The following is a 19831-nucleotide window of genomic DNA, read 5'->3' on the forward strand; positions in this document are numbered from 1 at the left end:
GGCAACTGGGCCACCCATAAGACACCTTCGGATCTCGAAATCCCCACCATGCCGACATTGCACCCTGCCTATCTTTTGCGGAATCCGGCACACAAGCGGCTGGCCTGGCGCGATTTTCTGGCAATCAAGGCGAAGCTGGAGCAAGAAACGCGCGGTGAACGGTAGCGCGGATTAAACTCGCCTTAACGCTGTTGACGCACAGTGACCATCTCAACAATGTCCCGGAGTCGAGCATGTATGTTCGCGTCAGTTCCGGGGGGCGCGTCTTTCTTCTTGCATTTATCATCATTTTCCCGATCGAGGCCCCGGCCGCCGATCTGGCAACCCCAGACGCGCTGGAACGGTATCGGATCGCGCAAGGACAAACCCAAAGAGCAATTCCACGCACGACCGGCCTCATGGAATACCGGCAATCCGATGGGAACGGCCAAAACGCTCGCGAGTCCGGGCGCCATTCCAAGGTGGAACTTTCAGGCAGAATCAATCGCACGTTCGGCGCTGACTGGAACCTGCAAGGAAGTCTGAAACATGAGCGTTCGGAACTCAACGAACGCAGGACGCTTCACACACAGGCCAGCGCCCATCTTTATTGGCGCAATCCGCAAAGCCACGCCGTCGGTGCGTTCGCCGCGGTGACCGAAACAAGGGGAGAGGAGGATGCCGCCAATTCGTTCTCGAATGATAATCCGTACCGGGATCCCAAACTCGCGGCGGGTTTCGAGGCGGCGCTTTTCTCAGACACAGCCTCCCTCCTCGCACTCGCCGGAGTGCGCACTGCAAGCCTCGAGGAGTATCGCGCCGAAAGCGCATTTGCGGGTCTTGGCGCGCGCTATTACGCGAGCGACCAATTGCGGCTGGGATTGCGGGGCACTTACGAACGACCGCTCGATAACGACAATGCGCCCATCGTCTACGGTCTGGACGCATCAGTCGATTATCGCCCGGAGGCACTTCCGTTCAGCACGTTCGGCGGCTATCGCTATCGGATCGAGACTGTAAATGGAGCGGACGGAACGACCCGCAACACCAGCTCGCAAGGGATCTTCGCCGGTTTCCGCTACCATTTCGGCAGTGAGAGCCTGAAACAGGAAGAGCGTTTCGGGCCGCTCTGGCCCGATCTGCCCGCCGGTCTTTGACGAAAGGGAGGCATTGGCCTCATTAGGCCGCCACCGTGGCCGAACGCAGGGCGGCAAACTGCATGGCCGCGAAGACCGCAACCGCGATAGCCTGAACGCATACGAAAAGCCCCCCCAGAAGGTTCGGGGCGATCCAGCCGCCTGCAAGCAGCGCGAAACTCGCAGCAGTCCAAACGCTGTTGAGGAGAACGATGTCCAGGAGCAGGAAGCGCGGTGAATGCTTGCGCGTTGCGACTGCCAAAAGCATGGCGACGAAGGGCACCAAAATCACGCCCGCCCAGAACAGAAGTGTCTCGGGCAGAGCAAGAAGGCGCGACAAAGGACCGGCTGCGACGAGCAGCAAAAGTGCGGCGGCACCGCTCATGGCGGCATCGAGCCGGAGCACTGTCTTGAGCGATGGAGTCAGGGTAAGCGGCATAATCGGTCTCCTTTACCAGATGTGATTCCAGCCGACCGGGTATCGGCGGCGATGCGGGAAAGACTGCCGAACGGATTGCCGCATGGCGATTACGTCCGAGGTAATGGAAATATGCGCGCGGTCATTCTAGGGTTCTTGCCATGCAAGATGAAAACACCATCACATCTAAGAGCCATCCCGGCGAGCTGCTCAAGGAATGGCGCGAACGGCGGCGCATGAGCCAGCTTCATCTGGCGCTTGAAGCCGGCATCTCGCAACGCCATCTGAGTTTTGTGGAAAGCGGTCGCTCCAATCCGTCGCGCGACATGGTTTTGCTCCTTTCGGAAAGCATGTCGGTGCCCTTGCGGCAACGCAACCGTATCCTGCTTGCCGCGGGCTATGCGCCAAGCTTTTCCGAACGGGATCTAGGTGATCCGGCGCTGAAACCGGCCATGGACGCCGTTCAGACGGTCCTTGACGGGCATACGCCCAACCCGGCCATCGCCATCGACCGACACTGGACGATGATCGCCGCCAATCAGGCCATCGCACCGCTCCTTCAGGGGGTAGCGAACGCGGAACTTCTGAAACCGCCGGTGAATGTGCTCCGGCTCAGCCTGCATCCTGAAGGTCTTGCCCCCAACATCGTCAATCTCGCTCTCTGGCGGACGCATGTGCTGGAAAGGCTGAGCCACCTCATCGACCAGACAGCGGACCCGCAACTGGTGGCTCTGGAGACCGAACTGGCTGCCTATCCGTTCAGAAGAAGCGGCCCCGAGCCGAAACCGCGTGCGGCGGACATGATCGCCGTACCGCTGCATCTGCGCCTCGCGGAAGCCGAACTTTCCTTTATCACCACGACAACGGTCTTCGGCACGCCACTCGACGTTACCTTGTCGGAACTCGCCATCGAGAGTTTCTTTCCCACCGACGCCACCACCGCAGCCTTTCTGCGGCAATTGCAGGACCGTATCTCATGAGGCAGGCGGCACGAAACGGCGGGCAGCGACACGCCTGAGGCCAAGCTGACGCTCGCGCCAGATGATGGAGAGCCCTGCTCCGATAACGATCACGCCTCCCACCAGCGTGTAAAGCGTGGGAATGTCGCCGAAGGCGAAATAGCCGATGACGATGGCCAGAAGCATCGAGGTATATTCGAACGGCGCGATGGTGGAGAGCTCCGCGTGACGGTAACATTCCGTCATCAAGATCTGCGCTACGCCGCCGCAGATACCCGCGCCCGCCAGCGCCAGATACTGTTCGCGTGATAGCTCGGCCCAACCGAACGGGATCGTGAACAGCGAAAGCACGGTGGCCGTGACCGAGAACCATAGGACGATGGTGGCGGTCTTTTCCGTTTGCACCAGTCGGCGTACCAGAAGCATGGCAACGGCCGACCCCGTTGCCGCGCACAATGCGGCGATGACGCCCACCGCCTCGGCGGCCTCGAGACCTGCATCACCCGTCAGAAGAGAAAGCTTGGGCCAGGCGATGATGATGACGCCGAGAAAGCCGACGGCTACAGCGGTCCAGCGATAGATGCGCACCACCTCGCCCATAAAGATGGCGGAGAAAACGACGACAATGAGCGGCTGCGCATAGTTGAGCGTGATAGCGTCGGGCAGCGGCAGGCGCGTCAGCGCGAAAAAGCCGAGCCCCATGGAAGTGACGCCGACGAGGCCGCGCATGATGTGGCTGACGGGATGCGTGGTGCGGAAGGCGGTCGCCAATTCCTTGCGCCAGGCGAGCATGGCGAGGATCGGAAAGATCGCGAAGAAAGAGCGAAAGAAGACGATCTGACCTGACGGCACCATCCCCGCCGATTTGATCAGCGAGGACATCATCACGAACACGGAGACCGAAATGACCTTCAGCGCGATGCCGATCAGAGGCTGGCGTTCAGCGCCGACTTCGGTCTCTGCGGGCATGATCTAATGTCCTGAAAAGCTTCTTCTGGAAGCGGAAAAACTGCCCATCGGAGGCATCATGCAGCGTCTCTGGTTCGTCGGATCGCGGACCATACGCGCGATGGCGTGGTCGGCATGTCAATGTGGTCGATACCGTGTGCGCGGTAGAGAGCGTCCGTCACTGCATTGAGAACCGCTGGTGTGGCGCCGATGGTGCCGGCCTCGCCTGCGCCCTTTATGCCCATGGCATTTGTGGTCGAGGGCACGTTGCGCGTCTCGAAATGGATGAATGGCAGATCGTCGGCGCGCGGCATGGCATAATCCATGAAGCTTGCTGTGACCAACTGACCGTCCTCCGAATAGACCGTGTCTTCCGTCAGCGCCTGCCCGAGTCCCTGGGCGACGCCGCCATGCACCTGTCCGGCGAGCAGGATCGGGTTCACGGTAGCGCCGAAATCATCGACAATCCAATAACCGAGCACTTCGGTCCGGCCGGTGTCCGGATCGATCTCGACTTCGCATATGTGGGTGCCGTTCGGATAGGTCGCCTCCTCCTGGACGAACTCGCCGAACCCCTGGACGTCCTCGGGAGCCTTGGCGGCCTTCGCAATGGCCGCGAAGTCGACAGCGCGATCCGTACCGACGATGCGAGCGGCTCCGGCGGCAAGCTCGATGTCGTCGACGGACGCTTCTAGTTCATCAGCGGCCAGCTTGCGGATTTTCTCGGCGAGGTCCTCGCCGGCACGTGAAGCGGAAACGCCGCCCAGTGGAATCGAGCGTGAGCCGCCCGTACCACCGCCTGACGCCAATTCATCCGTATCGCCCTGGCGCACAGTGATCCGATCGATATCGAGATTGAGCTTGTCGGCCACGAACTGAGCATAGGCCGTGGCATGCCCCTGCCCATTGGACTGGGTGCCGATCAGAAGCGTGACGGTGCCGTCGTCATTGAGCCGCACATGGGCAGGCTCGGACCCGGCGAAGGCGCACGCCTCGATATAGGTGGCCATGCCGATGCCGCGCAGCTTGCCGCTCCTGCGCGAACCCTCCAGCCGCTCCTCGAACGCGTTCCAGCCGGCATTCTCCATGCACTTGTTCATATGCCCTTCGAACTCGCCGACGTCGTAAAGACGGCCGGTCTGGGTGCGATAGGGAAATTGCTCCGGCTTGATGAAATTGCGGCGGCGGATTTCGTCGCGCCCCATTCCGATGTCGCGCGCGCAGGCATCCACAAGCTTTTCGAGAAGAAATGCCGCTTCGGGGCGCCCTGCCCCGCGATAGGCATCCACCGGGCATGTGTTGGTATAGACGCCGTTGATCGAAACATCGAGCGCCTGAATGTCGTAGACACCCGTCGACATGGAGACGCCGACAAACGGGATGAAGGGCCCGAACTGCGAGATATACGCGCCCATATTGGCTGTCAGGTCGACCCGCAGGCCGAGGAAACGGCCTTCCCCGTCCATCGCCATTTTGGCTGTGACGACATTGTCGCGGCCCTGCGCGTCGGTCATGAAATGTTCGGTGCGGTCGCCGGTCCATTTGACCGGACGGCCGAGCCGCTTTGCGGCCTCCATCACCATCGCATACTCGCGATAGACAAAGGTCTTGGGACCGAAGCCACCGCCCACGTCCGGCGTGATCACCCGCAGATTCTCCGGCTCGATGCCAAAGGTCTTGCAAAGTATCCCGCGCATCGAATGCACACCCTGCGACCCCGTTGTCAGCACATAGCGATTCTCGTCTTCGTTCCATTCGGCCAACGCCGCGCGCGGCTCCATGTAATTGCAGACGAGACGGTTGTTGACGAATTCGATGCGGGTGACGCGGGCGGCCCTGGCAAAAGCCGCGTCGGACTTTTCCTTGTCGCCCACATGATAGAGGAACGCCCGGTTTGAACCCAGCTCGGGCCAGACCAGTGGAGCGTCCTTCGACAGCGCCTCGGCGGTTGCGGCAATTGCCTCTTCGTCGTCGTAATCGATGTCGATCAGCTCTGCAGCGTCCTGCGCTTGGGCCCGACTGTCCGCCACCACCAGCGCCACCGCATCGCCGACATACTGGACGCGGTCGCGGCACAGGATCGGAATGTCACGCGTGGGGGCGCGGGTTCCGTCGGGCTGCTTCTGCATGGCGCCGGAACGCAAATCCTTCAAATGCGCGAGGTCGGCCCCAGTCAGAACCAGACGAACGCCGGGCGAGGCCTTCGCCTCATCGACCGAGGCGACGGTGAAGGTGGCTTTGGCGACGGGCGCACGCACCACATAGAGATGCAGGGTTCCCTCAGGCAGAAAATCGTCCGTGTAGTGCCCCTGACCTGTAATGAATGCGGTGTCCTCCTTGCGGCGAACGGAGGCACCCATTCCGAATTTCGGCGTCATCACAGTCATGCGGAATCCCTTCTGGCCAATCACGGCTTGGCCAACGTTCGGTGAGCTTGCTGGAAACAATCGAGCGACATTTGCTGTCGTAGTTTTGTCGAGCCGAATGATTGTGTAAAGAGCAGCGATCCGATTTTGTTGGACCAGACAAGCCCACAAATTGCCGGCCTCCGCCACAGGTCGTAGAAAGAGTGATGATGCGTACAGAAAGCGGTCAGATTTTTCGTCTCGAGGACTACCAGCCCAGCAACTATCTTATTCCAGAGATAGCGCTCGATTTTCATCTCGACGCCGACGAAACGCTGGTGACCGCCACTTTGAAGGTGGAACGGATTGCCAAGGCACCGGCCGACGCGCCTCTGAAACTGGATGGCGACGGGTTAACGCTCCAGTCGCTGCGGATCGATGGCGCGAACGCAAGAGCCGGGGATTTCGAGACAACGCCCGAACATCTGACCATAACCCGTCCGCCCGTCTCGCGACAGTTCGAACTCACCATCGTCACGCGCCTTGCCCCTTCCGAAAACACGACGCTGATGGGGCTGTACGTGTCCAATGGCGTCTTCTGCACGCAGTGCGAGGCGGAGGGCTTTCGCCGCATCACCTATTTTCTCGACCGGCCCGACATTCTATCGGTCTACACGGTACGCATCGAGGCAGACCGCAAGACCACACCGCTTCTCCTTTCCAACGGCAATCCGGTGGAGAGCGGCACGCTGACGGGGGGACGCCATTTCGCGATTTGGCACGATCCCTTCCCCAAACCTTCCTATCTCTTCGCGCTTGTCGCTGGCGACCTGGGCGTCGTCACGGACAGTTTCACCACCGCATCCGGGCGTGAGGTCGCGCTCGGCGTTTATGTCGAGCACGGCAAGGAAAAACGCGCGGCCTATGCGATGGACGCGCTCAAACGTTCCATGCGCTGGGACGAGGAACGCTTCGGGCGAGAATACGATCTCGACGTGTTCAACATCGTCGCCGTTTCGGATTTCAACATGGGGGCAATGGAGAACAAGGGGCTCAACGTTTTCAACGACAAATATGTGCTTGCCGATGAAGACACCGCGACTGATGTGGATTTCGCCAATATCGAGGCGATCATCGCGCATGAGTACTTTCATAATTGGACAGGCAATAGAATCACTTGTCGGGATTGGTTCCAGCTCTGCCTGAAGGAAGGTCTTACGGTTTTCCGCGATCACGAATTCTCCGCCGACCAGCGATCGCGCGCGGTCAAGCGCATCGCCGAGGTGCGCGGCCTACGCGCCCATCAATTTCCCGAAGATCAGGGCCCCCTCGCCCATCCGGTTCGGCCCCGTCGCTATCGCGAGATCAACAACTTCTACACGGCGACCGTCTACGAAAAGGGCTCCGAAGTGGTGCGCATGCTGCGTATCGTTCTTGGCAACGACGCCTTTCGGGCAGGTATGGACCTTTACTTCGAACGTCATGACGGACAGGCCGTGACCATCGAGGATTTCGTCAAAGCGTTCGAGGATGCATCGGGTCGGGATCTCAGCCAGTTTTCACTCTGGTATCATCAGGCGGGAACGCCCAATGTGGCTCTCTCGTCACGCTACGATGCCAAGACGAAAACACTGACGGTAGAGATCGAGCAGTCCGTGCCGCCCACACCATCGGAAAACCGCAAGCGGCTGATGCACATCCCGCTCGCATTCGGGCTGGTGGGGCCGGACGGAAGAGACGTCGGCTACGACGGCGTGGACGGGGCAGCGGTCGAGCGTGGCGTGATTCACCTGCGTAAACGCCGTCATACCCTGCTCTTCAAGGGTTTGGAGACAGAGCCTGTTCTCTCGATCAATCGGGGTTTCTCCGCCCCCGTCACCCTTTCGGTTGAAAGCCGGCTCGAAGATCAACTCTTCCTCGCCCGCAATGACAGCGATCCGTTCTCGCGCTGGCAGGCACTGAACACACTTTTGACCGATGCGCTCATTGCCGCAAGCAAAGCGGTGCGCGGCGGCAAATCACCGGCGTTTGACGGCGATCTCGTCTCGGTAACGATCGACTTGGCTGCGGATGCGTCGCTTGAAGAGGCTTTCCGCGCACTGACCCTCGGCATTCCCAGCGAAGCCGATGTCGCGCGCGAAATCGGCCGGGACATCGACCCCGATGCGATCCACGCTGCGCGCAAGGCCCTGCTCACGACCGTTGCGCGGGCGGGAAGCGATACCTTCCGCAAACTCTATGACGGACTGCTCGACAATGCGCCGTTCTCGCCGGACGCACGCAGCGCCGGGCGCCGTGCCCTGCGCAACACCTTGATCGAGTTTCTGGTTCTGGACGCCGCGAACCCGGAAGCCGCTTGCCGACAATTCCTTGAGGCCGACAACATGACCGAGCGTGCCGGCGCGCTCGCCGTTCTGGCCCAGCATTTCCATAACACCGACGATGGACGGGCCGCCCTGGCCGCGTTCGAGGAACGCTATCGGGACAATCCGCTTGTGCTCGACAAATGGTTCCAGATTCAAGCGATGATCCCATCGGTCGAAACGATTGCTTTGGTTCGTAAGCTCATGAGTCATCCGCATTTTTCGCTAGCCAATCCCAACCGGGTGCGAGCGCTCGTGGGCACGTTCTCAATGGCCAACCAGACGGCATTCCATAGCGCCGACGGCGAGGGCTATCGTCTGGTCGCTGAAACGGTCGCCGCTCTCGACACGCACAACCCGCAAGTGGCAGCGCGCCTTGCCACCGCCTTCCGTTCCTGGCGGTCACTCGAAGGAGGCCGGCGCGAGAACGCCCGAGCCCTTCTTGCCGGCATGTCGAAGCGCGAGGAATTGTCCCGTGACCTGGCCGATATACTCGAACGGACTCTGGCTTGAGGACGCGCGTTAATATCTTTTTTACCAAGACCACTGGACAAGGCGAATCACCTTTGATTCCTTATAGATGATTCGGCAGCAGGCGGAGCCGAATCACAGAACTTAACGAGGAACGAGGGAGCCCGTCGGATGGCGAAGGCAGGGGGTTGGGCTATGCCCCTGATTGCGGGCATGGCTGCCGGGCCGAAAACCCGACGCGCGGCGCGTATGGGACTGGCAGGGAACGCCAAGATTATCGCCGCTCCGGCTTACGAGCGTCTCTTGGCCATCGAACCCTACCTGCGCCGTTCCATCCCCGTGCTGATCATCATTTTCCTTCTGGTGCTTGCCGCGGCGCGCCTTCTCTCACTGTTCACCTGGCGCGACGACATTGAGCGCGACGCACGAACCATGCTGGCGCTCGCATCCGACTCCCTGGCTGCAAGCGTGGCGATTGACAATTCGGAGATCGAACCGAGCCATAAGGCGCGCATGCTCATCGAAGATGCGATGCGGCGCGCCGGCTCGCAAGACCAGCGCATACTGGCAATCACCAATGAGCGCTTCGAGGTTCTGGCATCGTCACCCAACGGGCGCGATCTCGTCGGCCAATCGCTCGAAGATCTTCTGACCGGCGGACAACCGCTGTTTCTCTTCGGCGCGCGCGCCGGGGTGATGAATGTGGAGATTGCCGGCGAACCGTGGCTTGCATCCCTCGTGCATGTGGCCAGTCAGGACGGGTCGGCCGTTGCCCTCACCTCGCGCGATGGCCTCTTTGCCGATTGGCGCCGTTCGGTTTCAATGAATGTGACGCTATTCGCGCTGACGGCCGGCATACTGATGGTGATCCTCTATGCCTATTTCAGCCAGGCCGCCCGCGCGCAGGCCGCCGACAGAATCTATATGGAAGCCCATCAGCGCATCGACATGGCGATGGTGCGCGGCAAGTGCGGTCTCTGGGACTGGGACATGGTGCGTGGAAAGATGTTTTGGTCGCGCTCCATGTTCGAGATGCTCGGCTATGAGACGAGCGAGGAAATGCTTTCCTTCGGCGAAGTCGCGGCGATCATCCACCCCGAGGACAGCGATCTTTTCGACCTGGCCAACCGCATCATGGCACGAGAGATCGACCACGTGGACCGTGTCTTCCGGATGAAGCGCGCCGATGGACAATGGGTCTGGGTTCGCGCTCGCGCACAGGTGGTCGACCCGAACGCTCCCGAACTGCATCTGATCGGCATCGCCGTGGATGTAACAGAGCAACGCACACTGGTGCAGCAGACGGAAGCCGCCGACCAGCGGCTGCGCACGGCCATCGAGAGCATCGGCGAATCCTTCGTCCTTTGGGACTATGCCGAGCGACTCGTCATGTGCAACACAAAGTACAAGCAGGATCTGGGCGTCGATCAAAGCATGATCGTGAGCGGCGCGCGGCGGCGCGATATCGAGGCGCTGGCACCGGCCTTCCGCTCGGAGCGCAGGTTGGCCATACCGTCAGGAAGCGGCAATGGCGCAACCTACGAGCGGCAACTTGCCGATGGGCGCTGGCTGCAAGTCACCGAACTGAAGACACGCGATGGCGGCACGGTCTCCGTCGGCACCGACATTACTCAGTTGAAGCAGCATCAGGGCAAGCTGGTCGACAGTGAGCGCCGTTTGATGGCGACCATTCACGATCTAAGCCTTGCCCGCCGCGCCGAGCAGGAGCGCACGCGCGAATTGAGCGAGCTGAACCGCAAATACATGCGCGAGACCGAGCGTGCCGAGGCCGCCAACCGGGCGAAATCCGAATTCCTGGCGAACATGTCCCATGAGTTGCGCACACCGCTCAACGCCATCATCGGCTTCTCGGAAGTGATGGAGTCGGGCATGTTCGGCCCGCTCGGCTCGGATCGTTACGAGGAATATGTACGCGACATCTGTTCCAGTGGCTCCTACCTTCTGGGCGTGATCAACGACATTCTCGACATGTCGAAGATCGAGGCCGGACAATTCTCGGTCGATTGCGAGGAAATCGATCTTTGCCCGCTGATCCGCGAAACGGTGCGTGTTGTGGATCTTCAGGCGGCGGAAAAGTCCATCGCCATGAAAATGGATATTCCCGAGACAATGCAGGTGTTCGCCGACCGTCGCGCGATAAAACAGATCGTCATCAATCTCCTGTCCAATGCCGTCAAATTTACTGGCGAAGGCGGACACATTTCGCTGCGCGCGCGCAAGGTTGGGCCGGCGGTAACACTGACCATCGAGGATTCAGGTTGCGGGATACCGCGCGACGCCCTGAAAAAACTGGGGCGCCCCTTTGAGCAGGTTCAAAATCAGTTCTCGAAAAGCCACACGGGTTCCGGTTTGGGGCTTGCCATTTCCCGCTCGTTGACCGAACTCCATGGCGGCGTCCTCAAGATCCGCTCGACGGAAGGGGTGGGTACCATCGTTTCTGTCCGCCTGCCCGCCGGAGAGCGCAAGAAACCGGCGGTCGCCGCCTGACATCAGTCCAGCATTCCAATCAATTCGGCAAAGCGTTTGCGCACTTTGGCGGCGGTCTCCTCCACATGGGCGGCCAGCACCGGCAATTCCGGCAGATCGGTTTGACGCAGAAGCAAATCTGCGAAGCCTGGAGGTGCTTCTTCCGGATCGAATCCGCCCTCAAGGCAAAGCCGCGTGATCTGCGTCAATGTCGTGTAGAGTTCATGCGCATCCATGAGTTCCTGACGCGCCTGCGGCGAACAGAAATCGTCAGTCAGCGACGCCAGCACGGCTCCCGTGGCCGTTGCCTCCTCCCCTTTGACGTTGCCTGTGAGGACGGCCACCTGAGCGATGAACTCCAGGTCGATTAGACCGCCGGAGATGAGCTTTAAATCCCATATGTCACGGGCAGGTTTCTCCTCTTCGAGCAAACGACGCATGTCAGCGGCTTCGCGCTTGATCTTGCCCGCATCCCGCGGCAGCGCCAGAATCTCACGCACCTGCTTGTCGACGCGCTCCATAAGCGCTCCATCGCCAGCGAAGGCGCGCGCGCGGGTGAGTGCCATATGTTCCCATGTCCATGCCTCCTTGCGCTGATAGCGTGCAAAAGCATCGATATGGGTGGCGACCGGCCCCTTGTTGCCGGAGGGGCGAAGCCGCAGATCGAGTTCGTAGAGCACCCCTTCCGCCGTCGGGGCCGAGACGGCGGCAATCAGCCTCTGAGTGAGCCGCGCATAATACTCCGACGGCGCCAACGGTTTTTGCCCGTCCGAATACTCCGCATCCGCATCGTGGTCGTAAAGCAGGATCAGGTCGATATCGGATCCCGCTGTCAACTCGCGGCTGCCGAGCTTGCCCATGCCCAGAATGGCGACGCGCGCCCCGGCGATCCGGCCATGACGCCCGGCGAAGTTCTCGATCACCGCGTCGAGCGCAGAAGCGACCGTAAGATCGGCGAGGTCGGAAAACGCCTTCCCCGCACGCGAGGCGTCGATTGCCCCGGTCAGAAGCCGGATACCGATCAGGAATTTCTGTTCAGCCGCGAAAATGCGCAACCTGTCGAGTATCTCTTCATAAACCTGCGCCCCCGCCAGAAAGCTCTCCAGACGTTCAGCGAGATAAGCGCGGTCGGGAAGCTCGGACAGAAGCGCGGGATCGAGAAGTCCGTCGAAGACATGGGGACGCTTCGTAATGATGGCGGCAAGCCGTGGTGCCGCACCCATGATGCTCACCAGCATGTTGAGCAAGGCGGGATTGGATTGAAGCAGCGAAAAGAGCTGGATACCAGCGGGAAGGCCTGCCAGAAACGCGTCAAAACGCAACAAGGCCTCATCGGCACGCCGCGTGCTGCCGAAAGCTTCCAGAAGCGCCGGGGTCAGTTCGGTCAGACGCTCGCGTGCCTCGGCTGATTGTGTCGCACGGTAGCGGCCATAGTGCCAGCCGCGGATCACGCGGCACATATCGCTCGGCCGTTCAAAACCGAGCTCGCTCAACGTCTCAAGCGTGCCGGGATCGTCCACATCGCCGGTGAAGACCAGATTGCCGACGCCGCGCGAAAGTTGCGGAGCGGTCTCGAAGAGTTCCGCATAGTGCTGTTCCACCAACCGCAGACTGTCCTGAAATGCCTCGGAGAATGCCTCTGCGCTCTCGAAAGCGAGCAAATGGGCAATGCGCTCCAGGTCGTCGTCTTCTTCGGGCAAGGTATGGGTCTGCTCGTCGGCAACCATCTGCAGAGCGTGCTCGACATCCCGCAGGAACCAGTATTGGCGCGTCAGCGCCTCCCGTGCTTCCTCGTCGATCCAACCGCAGCGTGCAAGCTCCTCCAGCATCGTCACTGTGCGCCGCCCCCGCAACTCCGGAAACCGCCCCCCAGCGATCAATTGCTGCGTCTGGACGAAGAACTCGATTTCCCGGATACCGCCACGCCCGAGTTTAACGTTGTGTCCCCGAACCGCGACCGCTCCATGACCCTTGTGGGCATGGATCTGACGCTTGATGGAGTGGACGTCGGCAATTGCCGCATAGTCGAGATATTTCCGCCAGACGTAAGGTTGAAGCTCTTTAAGGAAACTCTCGCCGGCAACCAGATCACCGGCAATCGGCCGCGCCTTGATCATGGCCGCCCGCTCCCAGTTTTGCCCGCGGCTTTCGTAATAATGGAGCGCTGCTTCCACTGGTATGGCAAGCGGTGTCGAGCCGGGATCCGGGCGCAGCCGCAGATCGGTGCGGAACACATATCCGTGCTCGGTCCGGTCTTGGAGGATCCTGACAAGGCGACGTGTGAGTCGGACGAAAAGGTCGATCGCCTCATAGGCATCAAGGATGGCGGGGGCTTGCGTATCCACCAGAACGATGAGGTCGATGTCGGACGAGAAATTAAGCTCGTTGGCGCCGAGCTTTCCCATTCCCAACACGATCCAGCCACTGCCTTTCGCAGGCTGGCTGCGATCCGGCAGTTTCAATTTTCCCGCCCGATCGGCATCGAGAAGCAAAAAGTTGGTGCTGGCACGGATGCACTTGTCTGCCAATCGGCTCAATCGCTCGGTGGTCACCGCGGTATCGGCAACGTCGGCGAGCCGACACAAGGCGATCAGGAAATGCGCTTCCGCCTTGAGGTCGCGCAGTCCCTTCATCTCGCCGCTTTCGCTCTGTCCGTCTTCGAATGCACTCGCATCGATGCGCTCGAACAGGACCTCCAGCCTCTCGCCGGCGGACAGGTCGAACAGAGCTTCCAAGGCATGTGGATTGCGGCGCGCGCTATCGCGCAGGAATGGCGACAATTCGAACACCGCCGCAAGAAAGCGCGTAAGATTCGTTTTGCGCCGAAGCAGATCGCACAGGCGTTCACATTCGGCGGCCTCTGCGGCTTCAAGCACCATTTCCAGCGCTTCGGCGGCCTGGTCGTGGTCGACCGGCTTCAGAATGAGAGCCGGCGCCCCAAACCAAAGGCTTCCGTCAGCAACCGCGTCACGCCCCATTCGAGCCCCCTATTCGATCAAGAAATTCCGCCCATCCGGCTTCCTTCAGCCAGAAGCATCGCGCTTCTTGAAAACCGTTTCCGATTTCCGTTTTGACGGCTCGACGGGAAAGACCATCGTTACGGCAAGTCCGGGCGCGTTGTCGGCGAGTTCGAGACGGCCACCATGGAATGTCATCACCGCCTTGGCAAGACTGAGACCGAGGCCGGAACCCGGCTGGGTGCGGCTTTCCTCCAGGCGAACGAAACGCTCCGTTACGCGGCGCCGGTCCGCTTCGGGAACGCCGGGACCATTGTCTCGTACCGTTAACCGGATCTCATTGGGACCCGTATCCAGCAGCACTTGCACTGCCGGTTTTTCGCCAAAGCCTGCCGAATATTTGATCGCATTATCGACAATGTTGGAAAGCGCCTGGCCAATGAGTTCGCGGTTGCCTTGCAAGTTGACCGCCCCGTCAAGCTGTGCATCCAGCGCCACACCCTGTTCTTCTGCGAGTGGCTCATAAAGCTCCACCACATCGGCCAGGATCGCTCTCAAATCGATTGTCGACGTGGCCTCTGCCGAATAGCCCGCTTCGAGCCGAGAGATCATCAGGATTGCGTTGAAGGTCCGAATAAGCTGGTCGGATTCGGCAATCGTGCGTTCCAACGCGGCGCGATATTCTGCTGTTTCGGATTTTCCCGCGAGCGCGGCTTCAGCCCTGTTGCGCAAACGTGTCAAAGGGGTCTTTAGATCGTGTGCAATGTTATCAGAGACCTGACGCAGTCCTTCATTAAGGGCCGCGATACGATCCAGCATCTTGTTCAGATTGTCCGACAGCCGGTCGAACTCGTCGCCCGCTCCCGAGACAGGCAGCCGACGGTTCAGATCGCCACCCATTATGCTGCGGCTCGCTTCTGAAACGCGGTCGATACGCTTGAGCGCGCGCCGGCCGACGAAGTACCAGATCAGCAGCGCGCCCGCGCACATAATAGCGAGCGTGACCACAAGCGCGCGCTGCATCACAGTGCGGAATTTTTCCGGTTCCCCAAGGTCACGCCCAACCATGACAATAATCCGATTGGGCAGGCGGAAAACGACGGCAACCGCCTTGTGTTCGGCATCGCGCATCCCTGGTTCCAGGCGAGCCTCGCCTTCTCCGAAACGGCTGTAGGTGAACGGGCGTTCCGTCCAGCCTGTAGCATCGAGAACGCCAGGTTGCAGGCTTTCCACATTACCCGAGAGAATGCGGCCATTGGCATCCGCAAGAAGATAGAGATTGGCGCCGGGTTGGCGGGCGCGTGATTCGATTACCCGCACGAGAAAAGGCAGGCCGCCACGCCGATAGGCGCGGTCGAGACCGCGCACTTCTTCATTGATGGCCTCGCGCGTTTGCCCGACCAGCATGCGGGCTGAAAGCGACGTCATGTAAATAACCAGGAAGGTGGCGCAAACGGCGAAAAGGATGAGATAGAGGGCGGAAAGACGCGCCGCCGTGGTGTTGAGGATCGAAAGGAGCCGCGCCATCAGTCCTTCAGCATATAACCGGCGCCGCGCACCGTATGAAGCAGGGGTTTCTCGAAGCCCTTTTCGATCTTGCCGCGCAGCCGCGAGATATGCACATCGATAACATTGGTCTGCGGGTCGAAATGATAATCCCAGACGTTCTCCAGAAGCATGGTGCGCGTCACCACCTGCCCGGCGTGTCGCATCATGTATTCAAGCAGCCGAAACTCACGCGGCTGCAGGATGATCTCTTGGCCGGCACGGCGCACCGTATGCGAAAGGCGGTCAAGTTCGAGGTCGCCGACATGATAGACGGTTTCGACATCCTTGGAGCCGGCACGCCGGCGCAGCACTTCTATGCGGGCAAGTAGTTCGGAAAAGGCGTAGGGCTTGGTCAGATAATCGTCGCCACCGGCCCGCAAGCCTGTCACGCGGTCGTCCACTTCTCCGAGCGCCGAGAGGATCAGCGCGGGCGTATCGTTGCCGCTTGCGCGCAGCTCGGCGATGATCGAAAGTCCGTCGCGGCGCGGCAGCATGCGGTCGATGACGAAGACGTCGTAGCTGCCGGTCTCGGCCATCGAGAAACCGCTGTCGCCATCGCGGGCGATGTCCGCAGTGTGGCCGGCTTCTGCAAAGGCATTCTTGAGATAATCCGCCGCTTCCCGATCGTCTTCGATGACAAGTATCTTCATACGACCGTTATATCCCGTTTGCGGATGACACGTCTTCCTAGAAGGCGAACTCCCCCAACAAAGATTGCGGGGGAGCTTTAAGGTGTAGCAAAGATCAGCCTTCGCTGGTCGGCAAGGCCACAAAGCGGCTGGCGTCCTCGCGCTCGATCTGCACCAGCACAGCCTTTCGGCCCGCTTTCACCGCGGCAGACACGGCATCCTCGACATCCTTGCCAGACTTCACCGTCTGCGAGTTGACGGCGCGAATGATGTCGCCGGGGCGAATGCCACGGTCGTCCGCCGGGCTACCCGGTTCGACATCGGTCACGACGAGGCCATCCCCGTCTTCCGCAGGGGTAACCTTCAGACCGAATTGCGCATCCATCGTGCTCGACTGCGAATCGCCTCTGGCCGCAGCCATGCTTTCGACGCCCGGCATTTCGGACAACGTCACCTTGACGTTCTCCGTCTTTCCGTCGCGCCAAAGCGTCACATCGACCTCGTTGCCCGGCGCAAAATCAGCGACCAGACGAGCGAGCTCCTTCGGTGAAGAAACAGGCTTGTCGCCAACCGCGACGATGATGTCACCGGAGCGGATGCCCGCTTTGGCTGCCGGTTCGCCGTCCTGCGCGTCGGCAACCAGCGCGCCTTTTTCCTCGTCAAGTCCAACGGATTCGGCGATATCCTTGGACACCGGCTGGATCTGAACACCGAGCCAGCCTCGCTCGACAGAGCCATTCTCGATCAGGTCCCTGACCACCTCTTTGGCGACGGAGGCGGGGATGGCGAACGCGATACCCACATTGCCCCCCGATGGCGAGAATATCGCCGTGTTGATGCCCACGACCTCGCCCGTGAGATTGAAAGCCGGGCCACCGGAATTGCCGCGGTTCACCGCCGCGTCTATTTGAATGAAGTCGTCATAAGGGCCCGCGCCAATATCGCGACCACGCGCAGAGACGATGCCCGCCGTCACCGTACCGCCGAGACCGAACGGGTTACCGACGGCCACCACCCAGTCACCCACGCGCACCTTCGCCTCATCGGCGAAGTCGACATAAGTAAACTCACGTTTCTCGTCGACTTTCAGCACAGCGAGATCGGTACGCGGATCGGTGCCGACCAGTTCGGCATCGATTTCGGTTCCATCATCCATGACGACGGTGAAATTGCTGCCGCCATTGACCACGTGATTGTTGGTGACGAGATAACCGTCTTCGGAAATGAAGAAGCCTGAGCCCTGGGAGACCGGGCGGGGACGGTGACGACGCTGATACCGGCGATCATTGCCGAAGTCGCGCTCGCCACGGAACTCGCGAAAAAACCGTTTCAGCGGATGGCCGTCCGGCAATTCCTCGAAACCAGGCATATCGAAGAAGCTCGAGCCGCCACGATTCGACGTCATTTCAACATCGGCCTTCACGCGCACGCTCACCACCGCAGGAGAAACTTTCTCGACGATATCGGCAAAACTCGGGGCTTGAACGGGTTGATCGAGACGCACCGCCTCGGCCATGACCGGCGCCGTTCCGCTCGTCACGACGCCAACTCCAACCGCTCCGGCAATCGCAATCGAAGCGATTGTCGCCATGAGACGGCCGCGTCCCGTGCCGATTATACCGTTCTTCGCTGCCTTCGTGTCCGCGTCCTGATGCATAGCAACCTATCCTCTTGGAAACATTTCTATTCGGCGCCCAATGGCGTCTTCTGGACAAAGAAATAGCGTTCCCTACATTACGACGCCATTTCCAGCCGATGAAATTTTCGTAATGTTCGGATTGGTTTATGCTTATTCTGCGCCAGACTCGTCGTCATGAAGCGCGGTGTGGACATGTACGACACTCTCAAGCGTTCGGTGAACCGGGCATTTTCCGGCGATCTCGACGAGCTTCTTGCGCGTTTCCGGCGAAACAGCTTTTTCCACATCGATCACACGCTCGAATCTGTCGATGCGTCCTAGTGCCTTCGTTGTATCGGAACAATCCGCACAGTCCTTGGCGTGGATCTTCTCGTGTGAAACGTCGACGCTGATGCGTCCGAGATCCAGATTTTTGCGATCCGCATACAAGCGCAACGTCATGGTGGTGCATGCGCCAAGCGCGATCGACAGAAAATCGTAGGGCGAAGGCCCTGTGTCCAGTCCGCCGAAACTTTCCGGTTCATCGGCGAACAGTCGGTGCCGACCGGCTTGCACGGCGTTTTGAAATTTTCCCTGCCCGGTCTCCATCACGCGAACATGTTCCATGGAAACCGTGCCTTGGGGATCGTCGCCCGGTATGTAGCGCGACAGCCAGCCGCACATCGCGCTTGCGGCGAATGACGCGTCTTCCGGCTCCGTCAGGAGATGATCCCCCCTGTCCAGCGAAATGAAGCTCTTGGGATGTTTCGCTGCCAGGAATAGCTGCGTAGCGTTGTCGATTCCCACAATCTCGTCGAAAGGGGCATGGAGAACAAGCAATGGCTTGCGCATTTTCGACACCGCTTCCAGGAGGCTGTGCGAGCGCGCATCTTCGACAAATTGCCTTTGCACGCGGAACTGCCGCCCGCCAAGGGAGACCTCGGCTTCTCCCGCGTCCTGAATATCTTCTAACGACGCCCCCAGGTTCTTCAGTACATGTGCCGTATCCGAGGGAGCACCGATCGTCGCGACAGCCCTGACCGAAGATAGGCGCCCCGCGATTGCCAGCACAGCCGCGCCACCCAGAGAATGACCAATCAGCACGGACGGTGCGTCGTAATGTTCTTCGAGGAATGCAGCGGCGCTGAGCAAATCTTCGAGATTCGTCGAAAAATTGGTGGATGCGAACTCGCCTTCACTGGAGCCCAGCCCGGTGAAATCGAACCTCAAAACCGCGATGCCGGCGCGCGCCAGTTCGGCTGAAATACGTCGTGCGGCAAGCAGATCTTTTGAGCAGGTGAAACAATGGGCAAACAGCGCGTAAGCTCTGACCGGTCCGTTCGGGAGGTCGAGCCGTGCAGCGAGACTTGCTCCAGAGTGCCCTTGAAATGAGAGCTTTTGGGATTTTGCTGCCATGAGTTCACCTTTCGCAAGCGCATCAGGCTTGGAGCCTGACAAACCGCATACAGGCTAAGCCGGTAAAGGTGCACCGCATAGGCGCGCTTTAAAAAAACTCACTCACGGTCGTTCAAGATTCGGTCAAGCTGCTCTTGTTCGGCGGCGTTCAGACCAGCCACGCCCCCGCCGGTGTTTCTGTGACGGGCATTGGCAAAAATCAGCGCACCGCCGAACGATAGCAGGATAAACGGAGCCCCCCACAAAAGCGCATTGCGATAATTGAAACGTGGCTTCAGAAGAACGAACTCGCCATAGCGATCGACCACGTATTCGATAACCTCTTCATCGGTGTCGCCTGCTGTCAGTCGGTCGCGGACGAGAACCCGCAGATCGCGTGCCAGTTCCGCGTCGGAGTCGTCGATCGACTGGTTCTGGCAGACCATGCACCGCAATTCGGCCGAGAGTTCGCGGGCACGCGCCTCCAGCACCGGATCGTCCAACACTTCGTCTGGCTGAAGTGCCGATACCGGCTGAAACGACAGAAGCACCAGCACAAAAACCATAAAAGACACAGG

The 19831-nt window shown here is 60.1% G+C and carries 13 protein-coding genes and 1 pseudogene; 5 read left to right on the top strand and 9 right to left on the bottom strand.

All coding sequences use genetic code 11. The features are described 5' to 3' along the window. Both QZ638_RS01705 and QZ638_RS01710 read left to right on the top strand, forming a co-directional pair. Window positions 1–165, top strand: a pseudogene (locus QZ638_RS01705) (uracil-DNA glycosylase); the annotation flags it as partial. Between the two features lie 68 nt (window positions 166–233). Then, a complete protein-coding gene (locus tag QZ638_RS01710) occupies window positions 234–1136 on the top strand; it encodes a hypothetical protein (protein WP_295806119.1) in 903 nt (300 codons plus the stop codon). A 22-nt stretch (window positions 1137–1158) separates the two neighbouring features. Here QZ638_RS01710 and QZ638_RS01715 read toward each other — a convergent pair whose 3' ends face one another. Beyond that, complete coding sequence (locus QZ638_RS01715) at window positions 1159–1554, bottom strand: hypothetical protein (protein ID WP_295806121.1); 396 nt, start codon at window positions 1552–1554, stop codon at window positions 1159–1161. A 140-nt stretch (window positions 1555–1694) separates the two neighbouring features. Here QZ638_RS01715 and QZ638_RS01720 point away from each other — a divergent pair, with 140 nt between their 5' ends. Further along, a complete protein-coding gene (locus QZ638_RS01720) occupies window positions 1695–2513 on the top strand; it encodes a helix-turn-helix transcriptional regulator (RefSeq protein WP_295806122.1) in 819 nt (272 codons plus the stop codon). Here QZ638_RS01720 and QZ638_RS01725 read toward each other — a convergent pair. Both QZ638_RS01725 and QZ638_RS01730 read right to left on the bottom strand, forming a co-directional pair. Next, window positions 2508–3461 (bottom strand): DMT family transporter, encoded by a 954-nt coding sequence (locus QZ638_RS01725; RefSeq protein ID WP_295806123.1) that lies wholly within the window; start codon window positions 3459–3461, stop codon window positions 2508–2510. The genes QZ638_RS01720 and QZ638_RS01725 overlap by 6 nt on opposite strands. A gap of 56 nt (window positions 3462–3517) precedes the next feature. Further along, window positions 3518–5827: a xanthine dehydrogenase family protein molybdopterin-binding subunit gene (locus tag QZ638_RS01730; protein WP_295806125.1), complete on the bottom strand. Its 2310-nt coding sequence runs from the start codon at window positions 5825–5827 to the stop codon at window positions 3518–3520. 188 nt (window positions 5828–6015) lie between these two features. On the opposite strand from QZ638_RS01730, the gene pepN reads away from it, so the two are divergent. Together pepN and QZ638_RS01740 are read left to right on the top strand one after the other, a co-directional pair. Then, window positions 6016–8661 carry an aminopeptidase N gene (pepN, locus tag QZ638_RS01735; RefSeq protein WP_295806218.1) on the top strand — a complete coding sequence of 882 codons (2646 nt, stop codon included), beginning with the start codon at window positions 6016–6018 and terminating at the stop codon, window positions 8659–8661. A 129-nt stretch (window positions 8662–8790) separates the two neighbouring features. Next, window positions 8791–11127, top strand: a complete 2337-nt coding sequence (locus tag QZ638_RS01740) for an ATP-binding protein (RefSeq protein WP_295806127.1) — start codon at window positions 8791–8793, stop codon at window positions 11125–11127. 2 nt (window positions 11128–11129) lie between these two features. Here the strand turns inward: QZ638_RS01740 and QZ638_RS01745 are convergent, their stop codons facing one another. The 6 genes from QZ638_RS01745 to QZ638_RS01770 form a co-directional block, all read right to left on the bottom strand. After that, entirely contained in the window at window positions 11130–14084 is a 2955-nt protein-coding gene (locus QZ638_RS01745; RefSeq protein WP_295806129.1) for a bifunctional [glutamine synthetase] adenylyltransferase/[glutamine synthetase]-adenylyl-L-tyrosine phosphorylase, read from the bottom strand. A gap of 45 nt (window positions 14085–14129) precedes the next feature. Next, complete coding sequence (locus tag QZ638_RS01750; protein WP_295806132.1) at window positions 14130–15590, bottom strand: HAMP domain-containing sensor histidine kinase; 1461 nt, start codon at window positions 15588–15590, stop codon at window positions 14130–14132. Next, complete coding sequence (locus QZ638_RS01755) at window positions 15590–16261, bottom strand: response regulator transcription factor (protein ID WP_295806134.1); 672 nt, start codon at window positions 16259–16261, stop codon at window positions 15590–15592. Before QZ638_RS01755 ends, QZ638_RS01750 begins: the two co-directional genes overlap by 1 nt. 94 nt (window positions 16262–16355) lie before the next feature. Further along, window positions 16356–17897 (bottom strand): Do family serine endopeptidase, encoded by a 1542-nt coding sequence (locus tag QZ638_RS01760; protein ID WP_295806135.1) that lies wholly within the window; start codon window positions 17895–17897, stop codon window positions 16356–16358. Window positions 17898–18029: 132 nt separating this feature from the next. Further along, window positions 18030–19274, bottom strand: a complete 1245-nt coding sequence (locus QZ638_RS01765; protein ID WP_295806137.1) for a bifunctional alpha/beta hydrolase/OsmC family protein — start codon at window positions 19272–19274, stop codon at window positions 18030–18032. Between the two features lie 98 nt (window positions 19275–19372). Further along, a complete protein-coding gene (locus QZ638_RS01770) occupies window positions 19373–19819 on the bottom strand; it encodes a cytochrome c-type biogenesis protein (RefSeq protein WP_295806220.1) in 447 nt (148 codons plus the stop codon). Window positions 19820–19831: the final 12 nt, after the last annotated feature.

The organism is uncultured Nitratireductor sp. (genome assembly GCF_913053745.1).
Classification (GTDB): Bacteria; Pseudomonadota; Alphaproteobacteria; order Rhizobiales; family Rhizobiaceae; genus Nitratireductor.